This is a genomic window from Thioalkalivibrio sp. ALE9, from assembly GCF_000377445.1.
GTDB lineage: Bacteria > Pseudomonadota > Gammaproteobacteria > Ectothiorhodospirales > Ectothiorhodospiraceae > Thioalkalivibrio.
In genome coordinates, this window is sequence record NZ_KB898126.1 from 1 (window position 1) to 12563 (window position 12563).

26 protein-coding genes are annotated in these 12563 nt (G+C 63.3%); all 26 read left to right on the forward strand.

Annotated features, from left to right (window positions below):
* Positions 1–1190 (forward strand): elongation factor Tu (gene tuf, locus D106_RS0107975; RefSeq protein ID WP_018879750.1); only part of this gene is annotated, 1190 nt, incomplete at its 5' end.
* Positions 1191–1195: 5 nt separating this feature from the next.
* Positions 1196–1507 carry a 30S ribosomal protein S10 gene (gene rpsJ / locus D106_RS0107980; protein ID WP_018865670.1) on the forward strand — a complete coding sequence of 104 codons (312 nt, stop codon included), beginning with the start codon at positions 1196–1198 and terminating at the stop codon, positions 1505–1507.
* A gap of 110 nt (positions 1508–1617) precedes the next feature.
* Positions 1618–2262: a 50S ribosomal protein L3 gene (gene rplC, locus D106_RS0107985; protein ID WP_018878096.1), complete on the forward strand. Its 645-nt coding sequence runs from the start codon at positions 1618–1620 to the stop codon at positions 2260–2262.
* Between the two features lie 4 nt (positions 2263–2266).
* Complete coding sequence (gene rplD / locus D106_RS0107990; protein WP_018865672.1) at positions 2267–2872, forward strand: 50S ribosomal protein L4; 606 nt, start codon at positions 2267–2269, stop codon at positions 2870–2872.
* Positions 2869–3165: a 50S ribosomal protein L23 gene (gene rplW / locus D106_RS0107995; protein ID WP_017941073.1), complete on the forward strand. Its 297-nt coding sequence runs from the start codon at positions 2869–2871 to the stop codon at positions 3163–3165. The genes rplD and rplW overlap by 4 nt, the downstream gene beginning before the upstream one ends.
* 2 nt (positions 3166–3167) lie before the next feature.
* Positions 3168–3989 (forward strand): 50S ribosomal protein L2, encoded by an 822-nt coding sequence (gene rplB, locus D106_RS0108000; RefSeq protein WP_018865673.1) that lies wholly within the window; start codon positions 3168–3170, stop codon positions 3987–3989.
* Positions 3990–4001: 12 nt separating this feature from the next.
* Complete coding sequence (gene rpsS, locus D106_RS0108005; protein WP_018139876.1) at positions 4002–4274, forward strand: 30S ribosomal protein S19; 273 nt, start codon at positions 4002–4004, stop codon at positions 4272–4274.
* Positions 4275–4283: 9 nt separating this feature from the next.
* Complete coding sequence (rplV, locus tag D106_RS0108010) at positions 4284–4625, forward strand: 50S ribosomal protein L22 (RefSeq protein ID WP_018865674.1); 342 nt, start codon at positions 4284–4286, stop codon at positions 4623–4625.
* A 2-nt stretch (positions 4626–4627) separates the two neighbouring features.
* Positions 4628–5308, forward strand: a complete 681-nt coding sequence (gene rpsC / locus D106_RS0108015; RefSeq protein WP_018865675.1) for a 30S ribosomal protein S3 — start codon at positions 4628–4630, stop codon at positions 5306–5308.
* A 10-nt stretch (positions 5309–5318) separates the two neighbouring features.
* A complete protein-coding gene (rplP, locus tag D106_RS0108020; protein WP_017941078.1) occupies positions 5319–5732 on the forward strand; it encodes a 50S ribosomal protein L16 in 414 nt (137 codons plus the stop codon).
* Complete coding sequence (gene rpmC / locus D106_RS0108025) at positions 5732–5926, forward strand: 50S ribosomal protein L29 (protein ID WP_018865676.1); 195 nt, start codon at positions 5732–5734, stop codon at positions 5924–5926. Before rplP ends, rpmC begins: the two co-directional genes overlap by 1 nt.
* Before the next feature lie 4 nt (positions 5927–5930).
* A complete protein-coding gene (gene rpsQ / locus D106_RS0108030; protein ID WP_018865677.1) occupies positions 5931–6197 on the forward strand; it encodes a 30S ribosomal protein S17 in 267 nt (88 codons plus the stop codon).
* Positions 6198–6219: 22 nt separating this feature from the next.
* Complete coding sequence (gene rplN, locus D106_RS0108035) at positions 6220–6588, forward strand: 50S ribosomal protein L14 (RefSeq protein ID WP_017941081.1); 369 nt, start codon at positions 6220–6222, stop codon at positions 6586–6588.
* Positions 6589–6595: 7 nt separating this feature from the next.
* Entirely contained in the window at positions 6596–6910 is a 315-nt protein-coding gene (rplX, locus tag D106_RS0108040; RefSeq protein ID WP_018865678.1) for a 50S ribosomal protein L24, read from the forward strand.
* Between the two features lie 17 nt (positions 6911–6927).
* Positions 6928–7467 (forward strand): 50S ribosomal protein L5, encoded by a 540-nt coding sequence (gene rplE, locus D106_RS0108045; protein WP_018879751.1) that lies wholly within the window; start codon positions 6928–6930, stop codon positions 7465–7467.
* Positions 7468–7482: 15 nt separating this feature from the next.
* Complete coding sequence (gene rpsN / locus D106_RS0108050; protein WP_018865680.1) at positions 7483–7788, forward strand: 30S ribosomal protein S14; 306 nt, start codon at positions 7483–7485, stop codon at positions 7786–7788.
* Between the two features lie 14 nt (positions 7789–7802).
* A complete protein-coding gene (rpsH, locus tag D106_RS0108055) occupies positions 7803–8195 on the forward strand; it encodes a 30S ribosomal protein S8 (RefSeq protein WP_017941085.1) in 393 nt (130 codons plus the stop codon).
* A gap of 10 nt (positions 8196–8205) precedes the next feature.
* The gene (gene rplF / locus D106_RS0108060) at positions 8206–8736 is read left to right on the forward strand and encodes a 50S ribosomal protein L6 (protein ID WP_018865681.1); all 531 of its coding nucleotides are present in this window, start codon (positions 8206–8208) and stop codon (positions 8734–8736) included.
* Between the two features lie 10 nt (positions 8737–8746).
* Positions 8747–9100 carry a 50S ribosomal protein L18 gene (rplR, locus tag D106_RS0108065; protein WP_017941087.1) on the forward strand — a complete coding sequence of 118 codons (354 nt, stop codon included), beginning with the start codon at positions 8747–8749 and terminating at the stop codon, positions 9098–9100.
* A gap of 26 nt (positions 9101–9126) precedes the next feature.
* On the forward strand, positions 9127–9633 hold the full coding sequence (gene rpsE, locus D106_RS0108070) for a 30S ribosomal protein S5 (protein WP_018865682.1): 507 nt from the start codon (positions 9127–9129) through the stop codon (positions 9631–9633).
* A 3-nt stretch (positions 9634–9636) separates the two neighbouring features.
* A complete protein-coding gene (gene rpmD / locus D106_RS0108075; RefSeq protein WP_017941089.1) occupies positions 9637–9816 on the forward strand; it encodes a 50S ribosomal protein L30 in 180 nt (59 codons plus the stop codon).
* Positions 9817–9818: 2 nt separating this feature from the next.
* Positions 9819–10250 (forward strand): 50S ribosomal protein L15, encoded by a 432-nt coding sequence (gene rplO, locus D106_RS0108080; RefSeq protein ID WP_018879752.1) that lies wholly within the window; start codon positions 9819–9821, stop codon positions 10248–10250.
* A 3-nt stretch (positions 10251–10253) separates the two neighbouring features.
* Positions 10254–11600 carry a preprotein translocase subunit SecY gene (secY, locus tag D106_RS0108085; protein WP_018146441.1) on the forward strand — a complete coding sequence of 449 codons (1347 nt, stop codon included), beginning with the start codon at positions 10254–10256 and terminating at the stop codon, positions 11598–11600.
* Between the two features lie 15 nt (positions 11601–11615).
* On the forward strand, positions 11616–11729 hold the full coding sequence (gene rpmJ / locus D106_RS14760; protein WP_018881305.1) for a 50S ribosomal protein L36: 114 nt from the start codon (positions 11616–11618) through the stop codon (positions 11727–11729).
* A 66-nt stretch (positions 11730–11795) separates the two neighbouring features.
* Positions 11796–12152 carry a 30S ribosomal protein S13 gene (rpsM, locus tag D106_RS0108090; protein ID WP_017941092.1) on the forward strand — a complete coding sequence of 119 codons (357 nt, stop codon included), beginning with the start codon at positions 11796–11798 and terminating at the stop codon, positions 12150–12152.
* Positions 12153–12173: 21 nt separating this feature from the next.
* A complete protein-coding gene (rpsK, locus tag D106_RS0108095) occupies positions 12174–12563 on the forward strand; it encodes a 30S ribosomal protein S11 (protein WP_017941093.1) in 390 nt (129 codons plus the stop codon).

A 12563-nucleotide genomic window follows, 5' to 3' on the forward strand; every position in this document is an offset into this window, starting at 1 on the left:
TGTCCAAGGAAAAGTTCGAGCGTAAGAAGCCGCATGTGAATGTGGGGACGATTGGTCATGTGGACCATGGGAAAACGACGCTGACGGCGGCGATGACGGCGGTGCTGGGCAAGAAGTACGGGAGCGAAGCCCGTGCGTTTGACCAGATCGACAATGCGCCGGAAGAGAAGGCGCGCGGGATCACGATTGCGACCGCGCACGTCGAATACGAAAGCGACATTCGCCACTATGCGCACGTCGACTGCCCCGGGCACGCGGACTATGTGAAGAACATGATCACGGGTGCGGCGCAGATGGACGGCGCGATCCTGGTGGTGTCGGCGGCCGATGGCCCGATGCCGCAGACCCGCGAGCACATCCTGCTGGCGCGTCAGGTCGGTGTGCCGTACATCGTGGTGTTCCTGAACAAGGCCGACATGGTCGACGATCCGGAGCTGCTGGAGCTGGTCGAGATGGAAGTTCGCGACCTGCTGTCCTCCTACGACTTCCCGGGTGACGACACCCCGGTGATCACCGGTTCCGCGCTGAAGGCGCTGGAAGGTGACGAGAGCGAAGTGGGCGCCCCGGCGATCTACAAGCTGGTGGAGGCGATGGACAGCTGGATTCCGGAGCCCGAGCGTGCCGTGGACGGCGCGTTCCTGATGCCGGTGGAAGATGTCTTCTCGATCTCCGGTCGTGGCACCGTGGTGACCGGTCGCGTCGAGCGCGGCGTGGTGAAGGTCGGCGAAGAAATCGAGATCGTCGGTATTCGCGACACCCAGAAGACCACCGTCACCGGTGTCGAGATGTTCCGCAAGCTGCTGGACCAGGGCGAGGCGGGCGACAACGTCGGTATCCTGCTGCGTGGCACCAAGCGTGACGACGTGCAGCGTGGTCAGGTGCTGTGCAAGCCGGGTTCGATCACCCCGCACACGCATTTCGAGGCCGAGGTGTACATCCTGGGCAAGGACGAGGGCGGTCGTCATACGCCGTTCTTCAACGGGTATCGTCCGCAGTTCTACTTCCGCACGACCGACGTGACGGGTTCGGTGGAGCTGCCGGAAGGCACCGAGATGGTGATGCCGGGCGACAACGTCAAGATGACGGTGTCCCTGATCAACCCGATCGCGATGGAAGACGGGCTGCGCTTTGCGATCCGCGAAGGTGGCCGCACCGTCGGCGCCGGCGTCGTCTCCAAGATTATTGAGTGAACGAGATGGCTAACCAGCGCATTCGAATTCGTCTGAAAGCCTTTGATCATCGACTGATCGACCGCTCCGCGGCCGAGATTGTCGAGACCGCGAAGCGGACCGGCGCCCGGGTCAAAGGGCCGATTCCGCTGCCGACCAAGCGCGAGGCGTACACGGTCCTGGTCTCCCCGCACGTCAACAAGGACGCGCGTGACCAGTACGAGCTGCGTACGCACAAGCGCCTGATGGATATCCTCGATCCGACCGACAAGACCGTGGATGCCCTGATGAAGCTGGATCTGGCCGCGGGCGTCAATGTTCAGATCAGGCTTAACTAACGTTAAATTTTCTGCCATACTATTGGGCTTTCCGTGGCCCGGCGGAATTTTCGCCGGGCCACGGCTTTAGGGCGCTTGATAGCGCCGTCTGATACGGAAGGGGTTTTGTAATGGCTCTTGGACTCATCGGTCGCAAGCTCGGCATGTCGCGCGTCTTTACGGACGACGGCGTCTCCGTGCCGGTCACGGTGCTGCAGGTGGACAACAATCGCGTGGTCCAGATCAAGCGCACTGAAGGCGACGGCTACAACGCGGTCCAGGTGACGGCGGGCTCGCGCAAGCCGTCTCGGGTAAGCAAGCCGGAGGCCGGTCACTTTGCTGCGGCGTCGGTGGAACCGGGTCGTGGTCTGTGGGAATTCCGCGTGGACGAGGCCGATCTGGAAGGCCTGGCCGCCGGTGATGCGATCACCGTTGACCGGTTCGAGGAAGGTCAGATCGTCGACGTGACCGCGCAGAGCAAGGGCAAGGGCTTCCAGGGTGCGGTAAAGCGTCACAACTTCCGCACCCAGGACGCGACCCATGGCAACTCGCTGGCGCACCGTGCCCCGGGTTCCATTGGGCAGAACCAGAGCCCCGGCCGCGTGTTCAAGGGCAAGAAGATGGCCGGCCACATGGGCGCGGAGCGCAAGACCATCCAGAACCTCAAGGTGGTGCGTGTCGACGCCGATCGCAGTCTGGTCCTGGTTCAGGGTGCCGTGCCGGGCGCGCCGAGTTCCGACGTGATGATTCGTCCGGCCGTGAAGGCGAAGGGTTAAGACAATGCAAGTAACGACTGCCGATACCGGGGCCAGCGTCGAGCTGTCCGCCGTCTGCTTCGAGCGGGAATTCAACGAATCCCTGGTGCATCAGAGCGTGGTCGCGCAGCTCGCCGGAGCCCGCAGCGGCACCCGTGCGCAGAAGACGCGCGCCCAGGTGAGCGGCGGCGGCATCAAGCCGTTCCGTCAGAAGGGCACCGGCCGTGCGCGTGCCGGCACCATCCGCAGCCCGCTGTGGACCGGGGGCGGCAAGGTATTCGCGGCGCGCACCCAGGATTTCTCGCAGAAGCTCAACAAGAAGATGTATCGCGCCGCGATGGCGTCGATCCTCTCCGAGCTGCTGCGCCAGGATCGCCTGAAGGTGGTTGCGGGCTTTGCCGTTGAATCCGGCAAGACCCGCGACGGCGTCGCGAAGCTGAAGGAACTGGGCCTGGAGAAGGGTCTGGTGGTCCTGGCCGAAGAGGACGCGATGACCGCCCGCGCCCTCGGCAACGTGCCGCACGTGGACGTGATCGACGTCAACGGCGTCAATCCTGCCAACCTGGTCGGGGCCGAGACGGTCGTGATCACGGAAGGCGCCATCCGCAAGCTCGAGGAGTGGCTGGCATGAATTCGCGTCTGATGCAGATTATTCAGGGTCCGGTGGTGTCCGAGAAATCGACCAACGCCGGGGAAGTCGGGCAGTACGTGTTTCGCGTGCTGCCGGATGCCGACAAGGCCGAGATCAAGGCCGCGATCGAGAAGCTGTTCGAGGTTCGTGTCCAGCAGGTCCGCACGCTGAACCAGCAGGGCAAGAACAAGCGCTTCGGTCGCCAGTTCGGTCGTCGTAACCACTGGAAGAAGGCCTATGTCGCGCTCGCCGAGGGCGAGAGCATCGACATGGGTGAAGGAGAACAGGTCTAGTCATGGCGATTATCAAGACCAATCCGACGTCGGCCGGACGCCGTCACGCGGTTCAGATCCGCGGTGACGGTCTGCACAAGGGCGCCCCGCATGCGGCGCTGGTGGAGAAGCAGACGCGCACGGGCGGCCGAAACAATTCCGGGCGCATCACCACCCGTCATGTGGGCGGTGGGCACAAGCAGCGCTATCGCATCGTCGACTTCAAGCGGAACAAGGACAACGTGCCGGGCAAGGTTGAACGGCTCGAATATGACCCGAACCGTAGCGCTCATCTCGCACTGGTGCTGTACGCGGACGGCGAACGCCGGTACATTATCGCGCCTCGCGGCCTGAAGCAGGGTGACGCGGTGCACAGCGGCTCGCAGGCGCCGATTCGTGTCGGTAACGCCATGCCGTTGCGCTCGATCCCGGTCGGTACGGTGATTCACTGCATCGAGATGAAGCCGGGCAAGGGCGCCCAGATCGCCCGTTCCGCCGGTGCCTCGGCCCAGGTCGTGGCCCGCGAAGGCGCCCACGCCACCATCCGGCTGCGCTCCGGCGAGATGCGTCGCATCCCGTCCGAATGCCGCGCCACGGTGGGCGAGGTCGGGCATACGGAGCACAGCCTGAAGAAGTTCGGGAAGGCCGGTGCCAAGCGCTGGACGGGCGTGCGCCCGACCGTGCGCGGCACCGCGATGAACCCGGTCGACCATCCGCATGGTGGTGGTGAAGGGCGCAACTTCGGGCGTCACCCGGTGACCCCGTGGGGCCGTCCGACCAAGGGTTACAAGACCCGCAACAACAAACGTACCGACGGCATGATCGTGCGTCGGCGCAAGAAGTAACGGAGTGCCAGCATGCCGCGTTCACTGAAAAAAGGCCCGTTCGTCGACCACCACCTGCGCAAGAAGGTGGAAGAGGCGCGCGAGAAGAACGATCGCCGGCCGATCAAGACCTGGTCGCGTCGCTCGATGATTATCCCGCAGATGGTGGGTCTCACCCTCGCGGTTCACAACGGGCGTCAGCATGTTCCGGTGCTGGTCAACGAAAACATGGTCGGCCACAAGCTGGGCGAGTTTGCGTTGACGCGGACCTTCAAGGGTCACATCGCCAACAAGAAGTCGCGCTGAGGACGAACGATGGAGACGATTGCAAAACTGCGCTACGCGCGCATCTCGCCGCAGAAAACGCGGCTGGTCGCCGACCAGGTTCGTGGTATGCGCGTGGAAGAGGCCCTGAACGAGCTGACCTTCAGCCCGAAGAAGCCGGCCGCCATCGTGAAAAAGGTGCTGGAATCCGCGATCGCCAATGCGGAGAACAACGACGGCGCCGACATCGACGAGCTGCGCATCTCGCGCATCCAGGTCGACGAGGGCCCCGTGCTTAAGCGCATGCAGGCGCGTGCCAAGGGCCGCGGCAACCGCATCATGAAGCGCACCAGTCACATCGTGATTGGCGTTAGCGAGAAGGGAGCGAACTAACCATGGGTCAGAAAGTACATCCAACCGGCATCCGGCTGGGCATTTCTCGCCCGTGGTCGGCGACCTGGTACGCCGACGGTCGTGAATTTGGCGAGACGCTGAACAACGACATCAAGCTGCGCGAATTCCTGCAGAAGAAACTCGCGCACGCGTCGGTGAGCCGCATTACTATCGAGCGTCCGGCCAAGGCCGCGCACATCACGATCCATACGGCGCGTCCGGGGATCGTGATCGGCAAGAAGGGCGAGGACATCGAGAAGCTGCGTCGTGAAGTCGCGGCGGAGACGGGCCTGGACCAGGGCAACGTCAAGATCAATATCGAGGAAGTGCGCAAGCCCGAGATCGAGGCCCAGCTGGTGGCGGAAGGGATTGCCCAGCAGCTCGAGCGCCGCATCATGTTCCGCCGTGCGATGAAGCGCGCCGTCGGCAATGCCATGCGCCTGGGTGCCCAGGGGATCAAGGTGCACGTCTCCGGCCGTCTGAACGGCGCCGAGATCGCGCGTTCCGAGTGGTACCGGGAAGGGCGTGTGCCGCTGCACACCCTGCGTGCCGATATCGACTACGGCTTCGCCGAGGCCCGTACGACCTACGGGATCATCGGTGTGAAGGTGTGGATCTTCAAGGGCGAAGTCTTCGGTCTCGAGCCGGTCGAAGGGACGCGCGCTGCGGCCAACGCGAGCTAGGACATAGACCATGTTGCAGCCAAAAAGAACCAAATTCCGCAAGCAGTTCAAGGGCCGGAACCGGGGCATGGCCTCGACCGGTGCCAAGGTCAGCTTCGGCGAGTACGGCCTGCAGGCCGTTGAACGCGGTCGCATTACCGCGCGCCAGATCGAGGCCGCGCGTCGTGCGATGGTGCGTCACATCAAGCGTGGCGGGAAGATCTGGATCCGGGTGTTCCCGGACGTGCCGGTGACCAAGAAGCCGCTTGAAGTGCGTATGGGCAAGGGCAAGGGTGGCGTGGAGTACTGGGTTTGCAAGATCCAGCCCGGCCGCGTGCTCTACGAGATGGAAGGCGTTCACGAGGACGTGGCCCGCGAGGCCATGCGCCTGGCCGCCGCCAAGCTCCCGGTCAAGACGGTCTTCACCCGTCGGCAGGTGATGTAATGAAAGCAGAAGAACTCAGAAAGAAGTCGGATGACGATCTGAACCAGGAGCTGGAAGCGCTCTACAAGGAGCAGTTCGGCCTCCGTATGCAGAAGGCGATCGGGCAGCTCGCGCGCCCGGATCGCGTCGGCAAGGTGCGGCGCGAGATCGCGCAGATCAAGACGCTGATGAATGAACGCAGAAGGGCAGGCTAAGAAGATGACCGAAGAAGGTTCCAAGACTCAGCGTTCCGTCGTGGGGCGGGTGATCAGCGACAAGATGGACAAGACCCGGACGGTCCTGGTCGAGCGTCGCGTGCGTCACCCGCTGTACGGCAAGTTCATCCGCCGCAGCACGAAACTGCACGTCCACGACGAGGAGAACGTCTCCCGCATGGGCGATCGGGTTCGTATCCGTGAATGCCGGCCGGTTTCCAAGCAGAAGCGCTTTGCCCTGATCGAAGTGGTCGGGCAGGACGCGCTCTGAATCGGCTGCCAGGAGATAAGTCATGATTCAAATGCAGACCGTGCTCGAGGCCGCCGACAACAGCGGCGCCCGACGCATCCAGTGCATCAAGGTGCTGGGCGGCTCGCACCGCCGGTACGCCCGCGTGGGCGATGTCATCAAGGTGAGCGTCAAGGACGCGATCCCGCGTGGCAAGGTCAAGAAGGGCGATGTGTACGACGCCGTCGTGGTGCGCACCGCCTCTGGCGTGCGGCGCCCGGATGGTTCGATCATCCGCTTCGACCGCAACGCCGCGGTCCTGCTGAACAACCAGCACCAGCCGATCGGCACCCGTATCTTCGGGCCGGTGACGCGTGAACTGCGAGGGGAGAAGTACATGAAGATTATCTCCCTCGCCCCGGAAGTGCTGTGAGGAAGTGATGAACAAGATTCGCAAGGGCGACGATGTCGTCGTGATCGCGGGCAAGGACAAGGGTCGCCGCGGGACCATCATCAAGGTCTTGGACGGCAAGGTCCTGGTCCAGAACATCAACATGGTGAAGAAGCATCAGAAGCCGAACCCGCAGCAGGGTGTCGGTGGCGGGATCATCGAGAAGGAAATGCCGATCGATGTCTCGAACGTGATGCTCTTCAACCCGGCAACCGACAAGGGTGATCGCGTGTCGTTCAAGACCCTGGAAGACGGCCGCAAGGTGCGGGTCTTTCGCTCGAACGGCGAGGTCGTGGACGCATAACGCGGGACGGACGGTTTATGGAACGCTTGAGAGAAGAATACGAATCCAACGTGAAGCAGGCCCTGCGCGAGCAGTTCAGCTATGCCAACGTGATGGAGATCCCGCGCATCACCAAAGTGACCCTGAACATGGGTCTCGGCGATGCGGTCGCGGACAAGAAGGTGATCGAACACGCGGTCGGTGACATGACCGCGATTGCCGGGCAGAAGCCGGTGGTCACCAAGGCACGCAAGTCAATTGCGGGCTTCAAGATCCGTGACGATTATCCGATCGGCTGCAAGGTGACCCTGCGGCGCCGGCAGATGTACGAATTCCTGGATCGCCTGATCAATGTGGCGCTGCCCCGGGTACGCGACTTCCGCGGTTTTTCCGCGAAGGCGTTCGACGGCCGCGGCAACTACAGCCTGGGCATCAAGGAACAGATCATCTTTCCGGAGATTGACTACGACCGTGTCGACAAGCTGCGTGGCATGGACATCACCATCACAACCAGCGCAAAGACGGACGCGGAAGCCAAGGCCCTTCTGGAGGCCTTCCGATTCCCGTTCCGGCAGTAAACGAGGTAGGCGCACATGGCGAAGGTATCGATGGTCGAGCGCGAGAAGAAGCGCGAACGACTGGTAAAGAAGTACGCGGCCAAGCGGGCCGAACTCAAGGCAATCCTGGTGGACGACACCAAGTCCTCCGAGGAACGTCTGGCGGCCATGCATGCGCTGCAGAAACTGCCGCGTGATTCGTCGCGCGTGCGTCAGAAGAACCGCTGTGGCGTGACCGGCCGGCCGAAGGGCTATTACCGCCGGTTTGGCCTGGGGCGCAACAAGCTGCGGGAATACGCCATGAAGGGCGAGATTCCGGGCCTGCGCAAGGCGAGCTGGTAAGGAGATTTGAAGCGATGATGACCGATCCGATTTCCGACATGCTCACCCGCGTGCGCAATGCGCAGCGCGCGAACAAGGAGCAGGTCGCCATTCCCTACAGCAAGGCCAAGGAGCGCATCCTGAAGGTTTTCGCGGAAGAGGGTTTCGTGGGCGACATGCAGGTCGAGGGCGAGGCCGCGCAGAAGAAGCTGGTGGTTAAGCTGAAGTATTTCGAGGGACGGCCGGTCATCGAGACCGTCGAACGGATTTCCCGCCCGGGTCTGCGGATCTATCGCGGCAAGGACGAACTGCCGCGGATCAACGCGGGCCTTGGTGTCGCGGTGATCTCCACGCCGCAGGGTGTCATGAGTGACCGCGCAGCCCGGGCCGCTGGCCAGGGTGGCGAGGTCCTCTGCAAGATCTACTGAGGAATCAGCCATGTCGCGCATTGCAAATCTGCCGATCCAGCTGCCGAGCGGTGTGTCCGTGGAGCAGACGGACAGCGAGATCAAGATCAAGGGCCCGAAGGGCGAGCTTCAACTCACCTGCCCCGAGGCGGTGACGGTTACCGTCGAGGACGGCGTGGTGCGTGTGAAGGCCGCCGAGAATGCGAAAAACGTCGCGCTCGCCGGTACCATCCGTGCGCTGCTTGGGAATCATGTCCACGGCGTCAGCCAGGGGTTCGAACGGGCCCTGGAGCTGGTGGGTGTCGGCTACCGCGCGCAGATGCAGGGCGCGAAGCTGAACCTGACCCTCGGGTATTCGCATCCGATCGACTTCGAGATCCCCGAGGGTGTGACGGTGGAAACGCCGACCCCGACCGAGGTCGTGGTCAAGGGGACCGATCGCCAGAAGGTGGGCCAGGTGGCCGCGAATATTCGCGCCTTCCGCCCGCCGGAGCCCTACAAGGGCAAGGGCGTGAAGTACAAAGACGAGCGCATTGTGCGCAAAGAAGCCAAGAAGAAGTAGGTAGGCACCAGTGGACAAGAAAGAGGCCAGACTTAAGAGGGCGCGTCGCGCACGGTTCAAGATCCGTGAGCTGGGGGTGCATCGTCTCTGTATCCATCGGACGCCCCGCCACATGTACGCGCAGATCATCGCCCCGTCCGGCGACGCGGTACTCGCCGCGGCGTCAACGGTGGAGAAGGATCTGAAGAATGCCGGCGGTTCGACCGGGAACGCCGAGGCGGCGGCCCGTGTCGGGCAGGCGATCGCCGAGCGCGCGCGCAAGGCCGGTATTGAACAGGTCGCGTTTGACCGCGCGGGTTTCCGTTATCACGGACGGGTGAAGGCTCTGGCCGACGCCGCACGTGAAAACGGCCTGCAGTTCTAGTCAAACGGGATCGAGCGGAGAGAGATATGGCACGTAACGATGTAAGCGAAGCGCAAGACGGCCTGCAGGAAAAGCTGATTGGCGTGAACCGCGTGGCCAAGGTGGTCAAAGGCGGTCGCCAGTTCCGGTTTGCCGCACTGACGGTGGTGGGCGACGGAGAAGGTCGCGTGGGCTATGGCTATGCCAAGGCGCGCGAGGTTCCGGCCGCGATCCAGAAGGCAATGCAGCAGGCGCGGATGGAGATGCGCAACGTGGCCCTGCACGAAGGGACCCTGCACTACGCGGTCAATGGCCGCCACGGTGCCGCGAACGTCTACATGCAGCCCGCCTCGGAAGGTACCGGGATCATCGCCGGCGGGGCCATGCGTGCCGTGCTGGAAGTGGCCGGGGTGCGTAACGTGCTTGCCAAGTGCGTGGGATCGCGCAATCCGATTAACGTCGTGCAGGCCACGATCGACGGGCTCACCACGGTGAGCTCGCCGGAGCGTGTGGCGGCCAAGCGCGGCAAGACCGTTGACGAAGTGACGAGCTAAGCCATGAGCAAGCTGAAACTGACCCTGGTACGCAGCACCGCCGGCCGCATCGCATCGCACAAGGCGTGCGTCCGCGGCTTGGGGCTGCGCAAGACCCACAGCACCTCGACGGTCGAGGCCACCCCGGAAAATCTGGGCATGGTCAAGAAGGTGTCGTACCTGCTGAAGGTAGAGGAAGTCTAACGATGCGACTGAATGAGATTGCAAGCCCCGACGGCGCCCGCAAGCCGGGCAAGCGCGTCGGTCGTGGCATTGGTTCCGGTCTGGGCAAGACTGGCGGCCGTGGCCACAAGGGCCAGAAGTCCCGCTCCGGCGGCTTCACCAAGGTCGGCTTCGAAGGCGGCCAGATGCCGTTGCAGCGGCGCCTGCCGAAGGTGGGCTTCCGCTCCCGCAAGCAGCAGTACGCGGCCGAAGTGCGCCTGAGCGAGCTGGCCAAGGTGGACGGCGACGTGACCCTGGAAAGGCTCAAGGCCGCCGGTGTCGTGCGCAGCGACGCCCAGAGCGCGAAGATCTTCGCCTCCGGTGAAGTCTCCCGTGCCTGCGCCGTGAAGGGCGTGGGTGTGACCAAGGGTGCGCGGGCCGCGATCGAAGCGGCCGGCGGGAGCGTCGAGGCCTAAATAATGGCGCGTGGAGCGACAGCACGTTCCGGTGGCGGACTCACCGGCTTTACCGAGTTACGCCAACGCTTGCTGTTCGTGCTGGGCGCCCTGGTGGTGTACCGCATCGGGACGTTCATCCCCGTGCCGGGCATCAACCCGGTCGCGGTGTCGCAGTTCTTCGAGCAACAAAGCGGCACGATCCTGGACATGTTCAACATGTTCTCGGGCGGGGCGCTGGAACGGCTGTCGATCTTTGCCCTCGGGGTGATGCCCTATATCTCCGCCGCGATCATCATGCAGCTGCTCGCGGCCACCGTGCCGGCCCTGCAGCAGCTGAAGAAGGAAGGCGAGCAGGGGCGGCGCAAGATCACGCAGTACACGCGCTACGGGACCGTGGCGCTGGCGCTGTTTCAGAGTATCGGGATCGGGATTGCGCTGAATGGACAGACCATTCAGGGCATGCCGATGGCGCTGAACCCGGGGCCGATCTTTATCTTTACGGTGGTCGTCTCGCTGGTGACCGGTACCCTGTTCCTGATGTGGCTGGGCGAGCAGATCACCGAGCGCGGCATCGGGAACGGGATCTCGATCATCATTTTCGCGGGGATCGTGGCGGGGCTGCCGGGGGCCATTGGCGGCACCCTGGAGCTGGCGCGTACCGGCGAACTGGCGGCGGCGTTCGTGGTGATCCTGATCGTGCTGGCCCTCGCGGTGACGGCCTTCGTGGTGTTCGTCGAGCGCGGTCAGCGACGCGTGACGATCAATTACGCGAAACGCCAGGTCGGGCGGAAGATGGTGGGCGGGCAGTCCTCCCACCTGCCGCTGAAGCTGAACATGGCCGGGGTGATTCCGCCGATCTTCGCCTCCAGTATCATCCTGTTCCCATCGACGCTGGGGCAGTGGTTCGGGCAGGCCGAAGGGATGGACTGGCTGCGCGAGATCTCGACGACGCTGGCGCCGGGGCAGCCGCTGTACGTGATGTTCTATGCGGCCGCGATTATTTTCTTCTGCTTCTTCTACACCGCGCTGGTGTTCAACTCCCGGGATACCGCGGAGAACCTGAAGAAGCAGGGCGCCTTCATCCCGGGGATTCGTCCCGGGGTGCAGACGGAACGGTTTATTGACGGGGTCATGACACGGCTGACGGCGGTGGGCGCGGTCTATATCACCGCGGTCTGCCTGCTGCCCGAGTTCCTGATCCTGTACTGGAACGTGCCGTTCTACTTCGGTGGGACGTCGCTGCTGATCATCGTGATCGTGGTGATGGATTTCATGGCCCAGCTGCAGTCGCATCTGGTGTCCCACCAGTACGAAGGGTTGATGAAGAAAGCGAATCTGAAGGGTTTCGGCGGTACCGGGATCCGCTAGACCAGGAGAAAGACCATGAAGGTACGTGCATCTGTAAAACCGATCTGCCGAAACTGCAAGGTCATTCGGCGTAACGGTGTGGTGCGGGTGATCTGTTCGGATGCCCGCCACAAGCAGCGCCAGGGCTAACGCTTGGCGTAACGGATATTCATTGCTACTATAGCCGGCTTTGCCGGATTTAGATGGAGAGGTTGGATGGCTCGCGTCGCTGGAATCAATATTCCTGACCAGAAGCACACGGTAATCGCGCTGACCGCGATCTATGGCATTGGCCCCACCCGGGCCGGCCTGATCTGCGATGCCGCGGGTGTGCGTCGGGACATCAAGGTGCGGGATCTGACCGATGCCGAAGTCGATGCCCTGCGCGCGCAGATCGACAAGATCCCCGTGGAAGGGGATCTGCGCCGGGAAGTCAGCATGAACATCAAGCGGCTCATGGACCTGGGCTGCTACCGGGGCGTGCGTCACCGCCGCGGCCTCCCGCTGCGGGGTCAGCAGACGCAGACGAATGCACGCACCCGCAAGGGCCCGCGTCGCCCGATTCGCAAGTAATCAGACTGGGATCTCAGGTACATGGCACAAGCGCAGACTCGGACCAAGAAGAAGGTCCGCAAGAATATCGCCGAGGGCGTGGCTCACGTATATGCCACGTTCAATAATACGATCATCACGATCACGGACCGGCAGGGCAATACGATCAGCTGGGCCACCTCCGGTGGCTCCGGTTTCCGTGGTTCCCGCAAGTCCACGCCGTTCGCCGCGCAGATCGCGGCCGAACGGGCCGGGACGACCGCGGCCGAGCACGGCGTGAAGAATCTCGACGTGATGGTGCGGGGCCCGGGTCCGGGTCGCGAATCGGCGGTGCGTGCGCTGAACAATGCCGGGTTCAAGATCACGAACATCAGTGATGTGACCCCGATCCCTCACAACGGCTGCCGGCCGCCCAAGAAACGCCGCGTTTAA

Bases quoted from the DNA above. Each gene is read 5' to 3' on its own strand.
- rpsJ (WP_018865670.1), top strand. From the start codon at position 1,196: ATGGCTAACCAGCGCATTCGAATTCGTCTGAAAGCCTTTGATCATCGA.
- rplC (WP_018878096.1), top strand. From the start codon at position 1,618: ATGGCTCTTGGACTCATCGGTCGCAAGCTCGGCATGTCGCGCGTCTTT.
- rplD (WP_018865672.1), top strand. From the start codon at position 2,267: ATGCAAGTAACGACTGCCGATACCGGGGCCAGCGTCGAGCTGTCCGCC.
- rplW (WP_017941073.1), top strand. From the start codon at position 2,869: ATGAATTCGCGTCTGATGCAGATTATTCAGGGTCCGGTGGTGTCCGAG.
- rplB (WP_018865673.1), top strand. From the start codon at position 3,168: ATGGCGATTATCAAGACCAATCCGACGTCGGCCGGACGCCGTCACGCG.
- rpsS (WP_018139876.1), top strand. From the start codon at position 4,002: ATGCCGCGTTCACTGAAAAAAGGCCCGTTCGTCGACCACCACCTGCGC.
- rplV (WP_018865674.1), top strand. From the start codon at position 4,284: ATGGAGACGATTGCAAAACTGCGCTACGCGCGCATCTCGCCGCAGAAA.
- rpsC (WP_018865675.1), top strand. From the start codon at position 4,628: ATGGGTCAGAAAGTACATCCAACCGGCATCCGGCTGGGCATTTCTCGC.
- rplP (WP_017941078.1), top strand. From the start codon at position 5,319: ATGTTGCAGCCAAAAAGAACCAAATTCCGCAAGCAGTTCAAGGGCCGG.
- rpmC (WP_018865676.1), top strand. From the start codon at position 5,732: ATGAAAGCAGAAGAACTCAGAAAGAAGTCGGATGACGATCTGAACCAG.
- rpsQ (WP_018865677.1), top strand. From the start codon at position 5,931: ATGACCGAAGAAGGTTCCAAGACTCAGCGTTCCGTCGTGGGGCGGGTG.
- rplN (WP_017941081.1), top strand. From the start codon at position 6,220: ATGATTCAAATGCAGACCGTGCTCGAGGCCGCCGACAACAGCGGCGCC.
- rplX (WP_018865678.1), top strand. From the start codon at position 6,596: ATGAACAAGATTCGCAAGGGCGACGATGTCGTCGTGATCGCGGGCAAG.
- rplE (WP_018879751.1), top strand. From the start codon at position 6,928: ATGGAACGCTTGAGAGAAGAATACGAATCCAACGTGAAGCAGGCCCTG.
- rpsN (WP_018865680.1), top strand. From the start codon at position 7,483: ATGGCGAAGGTATCGATGGTCGAGCGCGAGAAGAAGCGCGAACGACTG.
- rpsH (WP_017941085.1), top strand. From the start codon at position 7,803: ATGATGACCGATCCGATTTCCGACATGCTCACCCGCGTGCGCAATGCG.
- rplF (WP_018865681.1), top strand. From the start codon at position 8,206: ATGTCGCGCATTGCAAATCTGCCGATCCAGCTGCCGAGCGGTGTGTCC.
- rpsE (WP_018865682.1), top strand. From the start codon at position 9,127: ATGGCACGTAACGATGTAAGCGAAGCGCAAGACGGCCTGCAGGAAAAG.
- rpmD (WP_017941089.1), top strand. From the start codon at position 9,637: ATGAGCAAGCTGAAACTGACCCTGGTACGCAGCACCGCCGGCCGCATC.
- rplO (WP_018879752.1), top strand. From the start codon at position 9,819: ATGCGACTGAATGAGATTGCAAGCCCCGACGGCGCCCGCAAGCCGGGC.
- secY (WP_018146441.1), top strand. From the start codon at position 10,254: ATGGCGCGTGGAGCGACAGCACGTTCCGGTGGCGGACTCACCGGCTTT.
- rpmJ (WP_018881305.1), top strand. From the start codon at position 11,616: ATGAAGGTACGTGCATCTGTAAAACCGATCTGCCGAAACTGCAAGGTC.
- rpsM (WP_017941092.1), top strand. From the start codon at position 11,796: ATGGCTCGCGTCGCTGGAATCAATATTCCTGACCAGAAGCACACGGTA.
- rpsK (WP_017941093.1), top strand. From the start codon at position 12,174: ATGGCACAAGCGCAGACTCGGACCAAGAAGAAGGTCCGCAAGAATATC.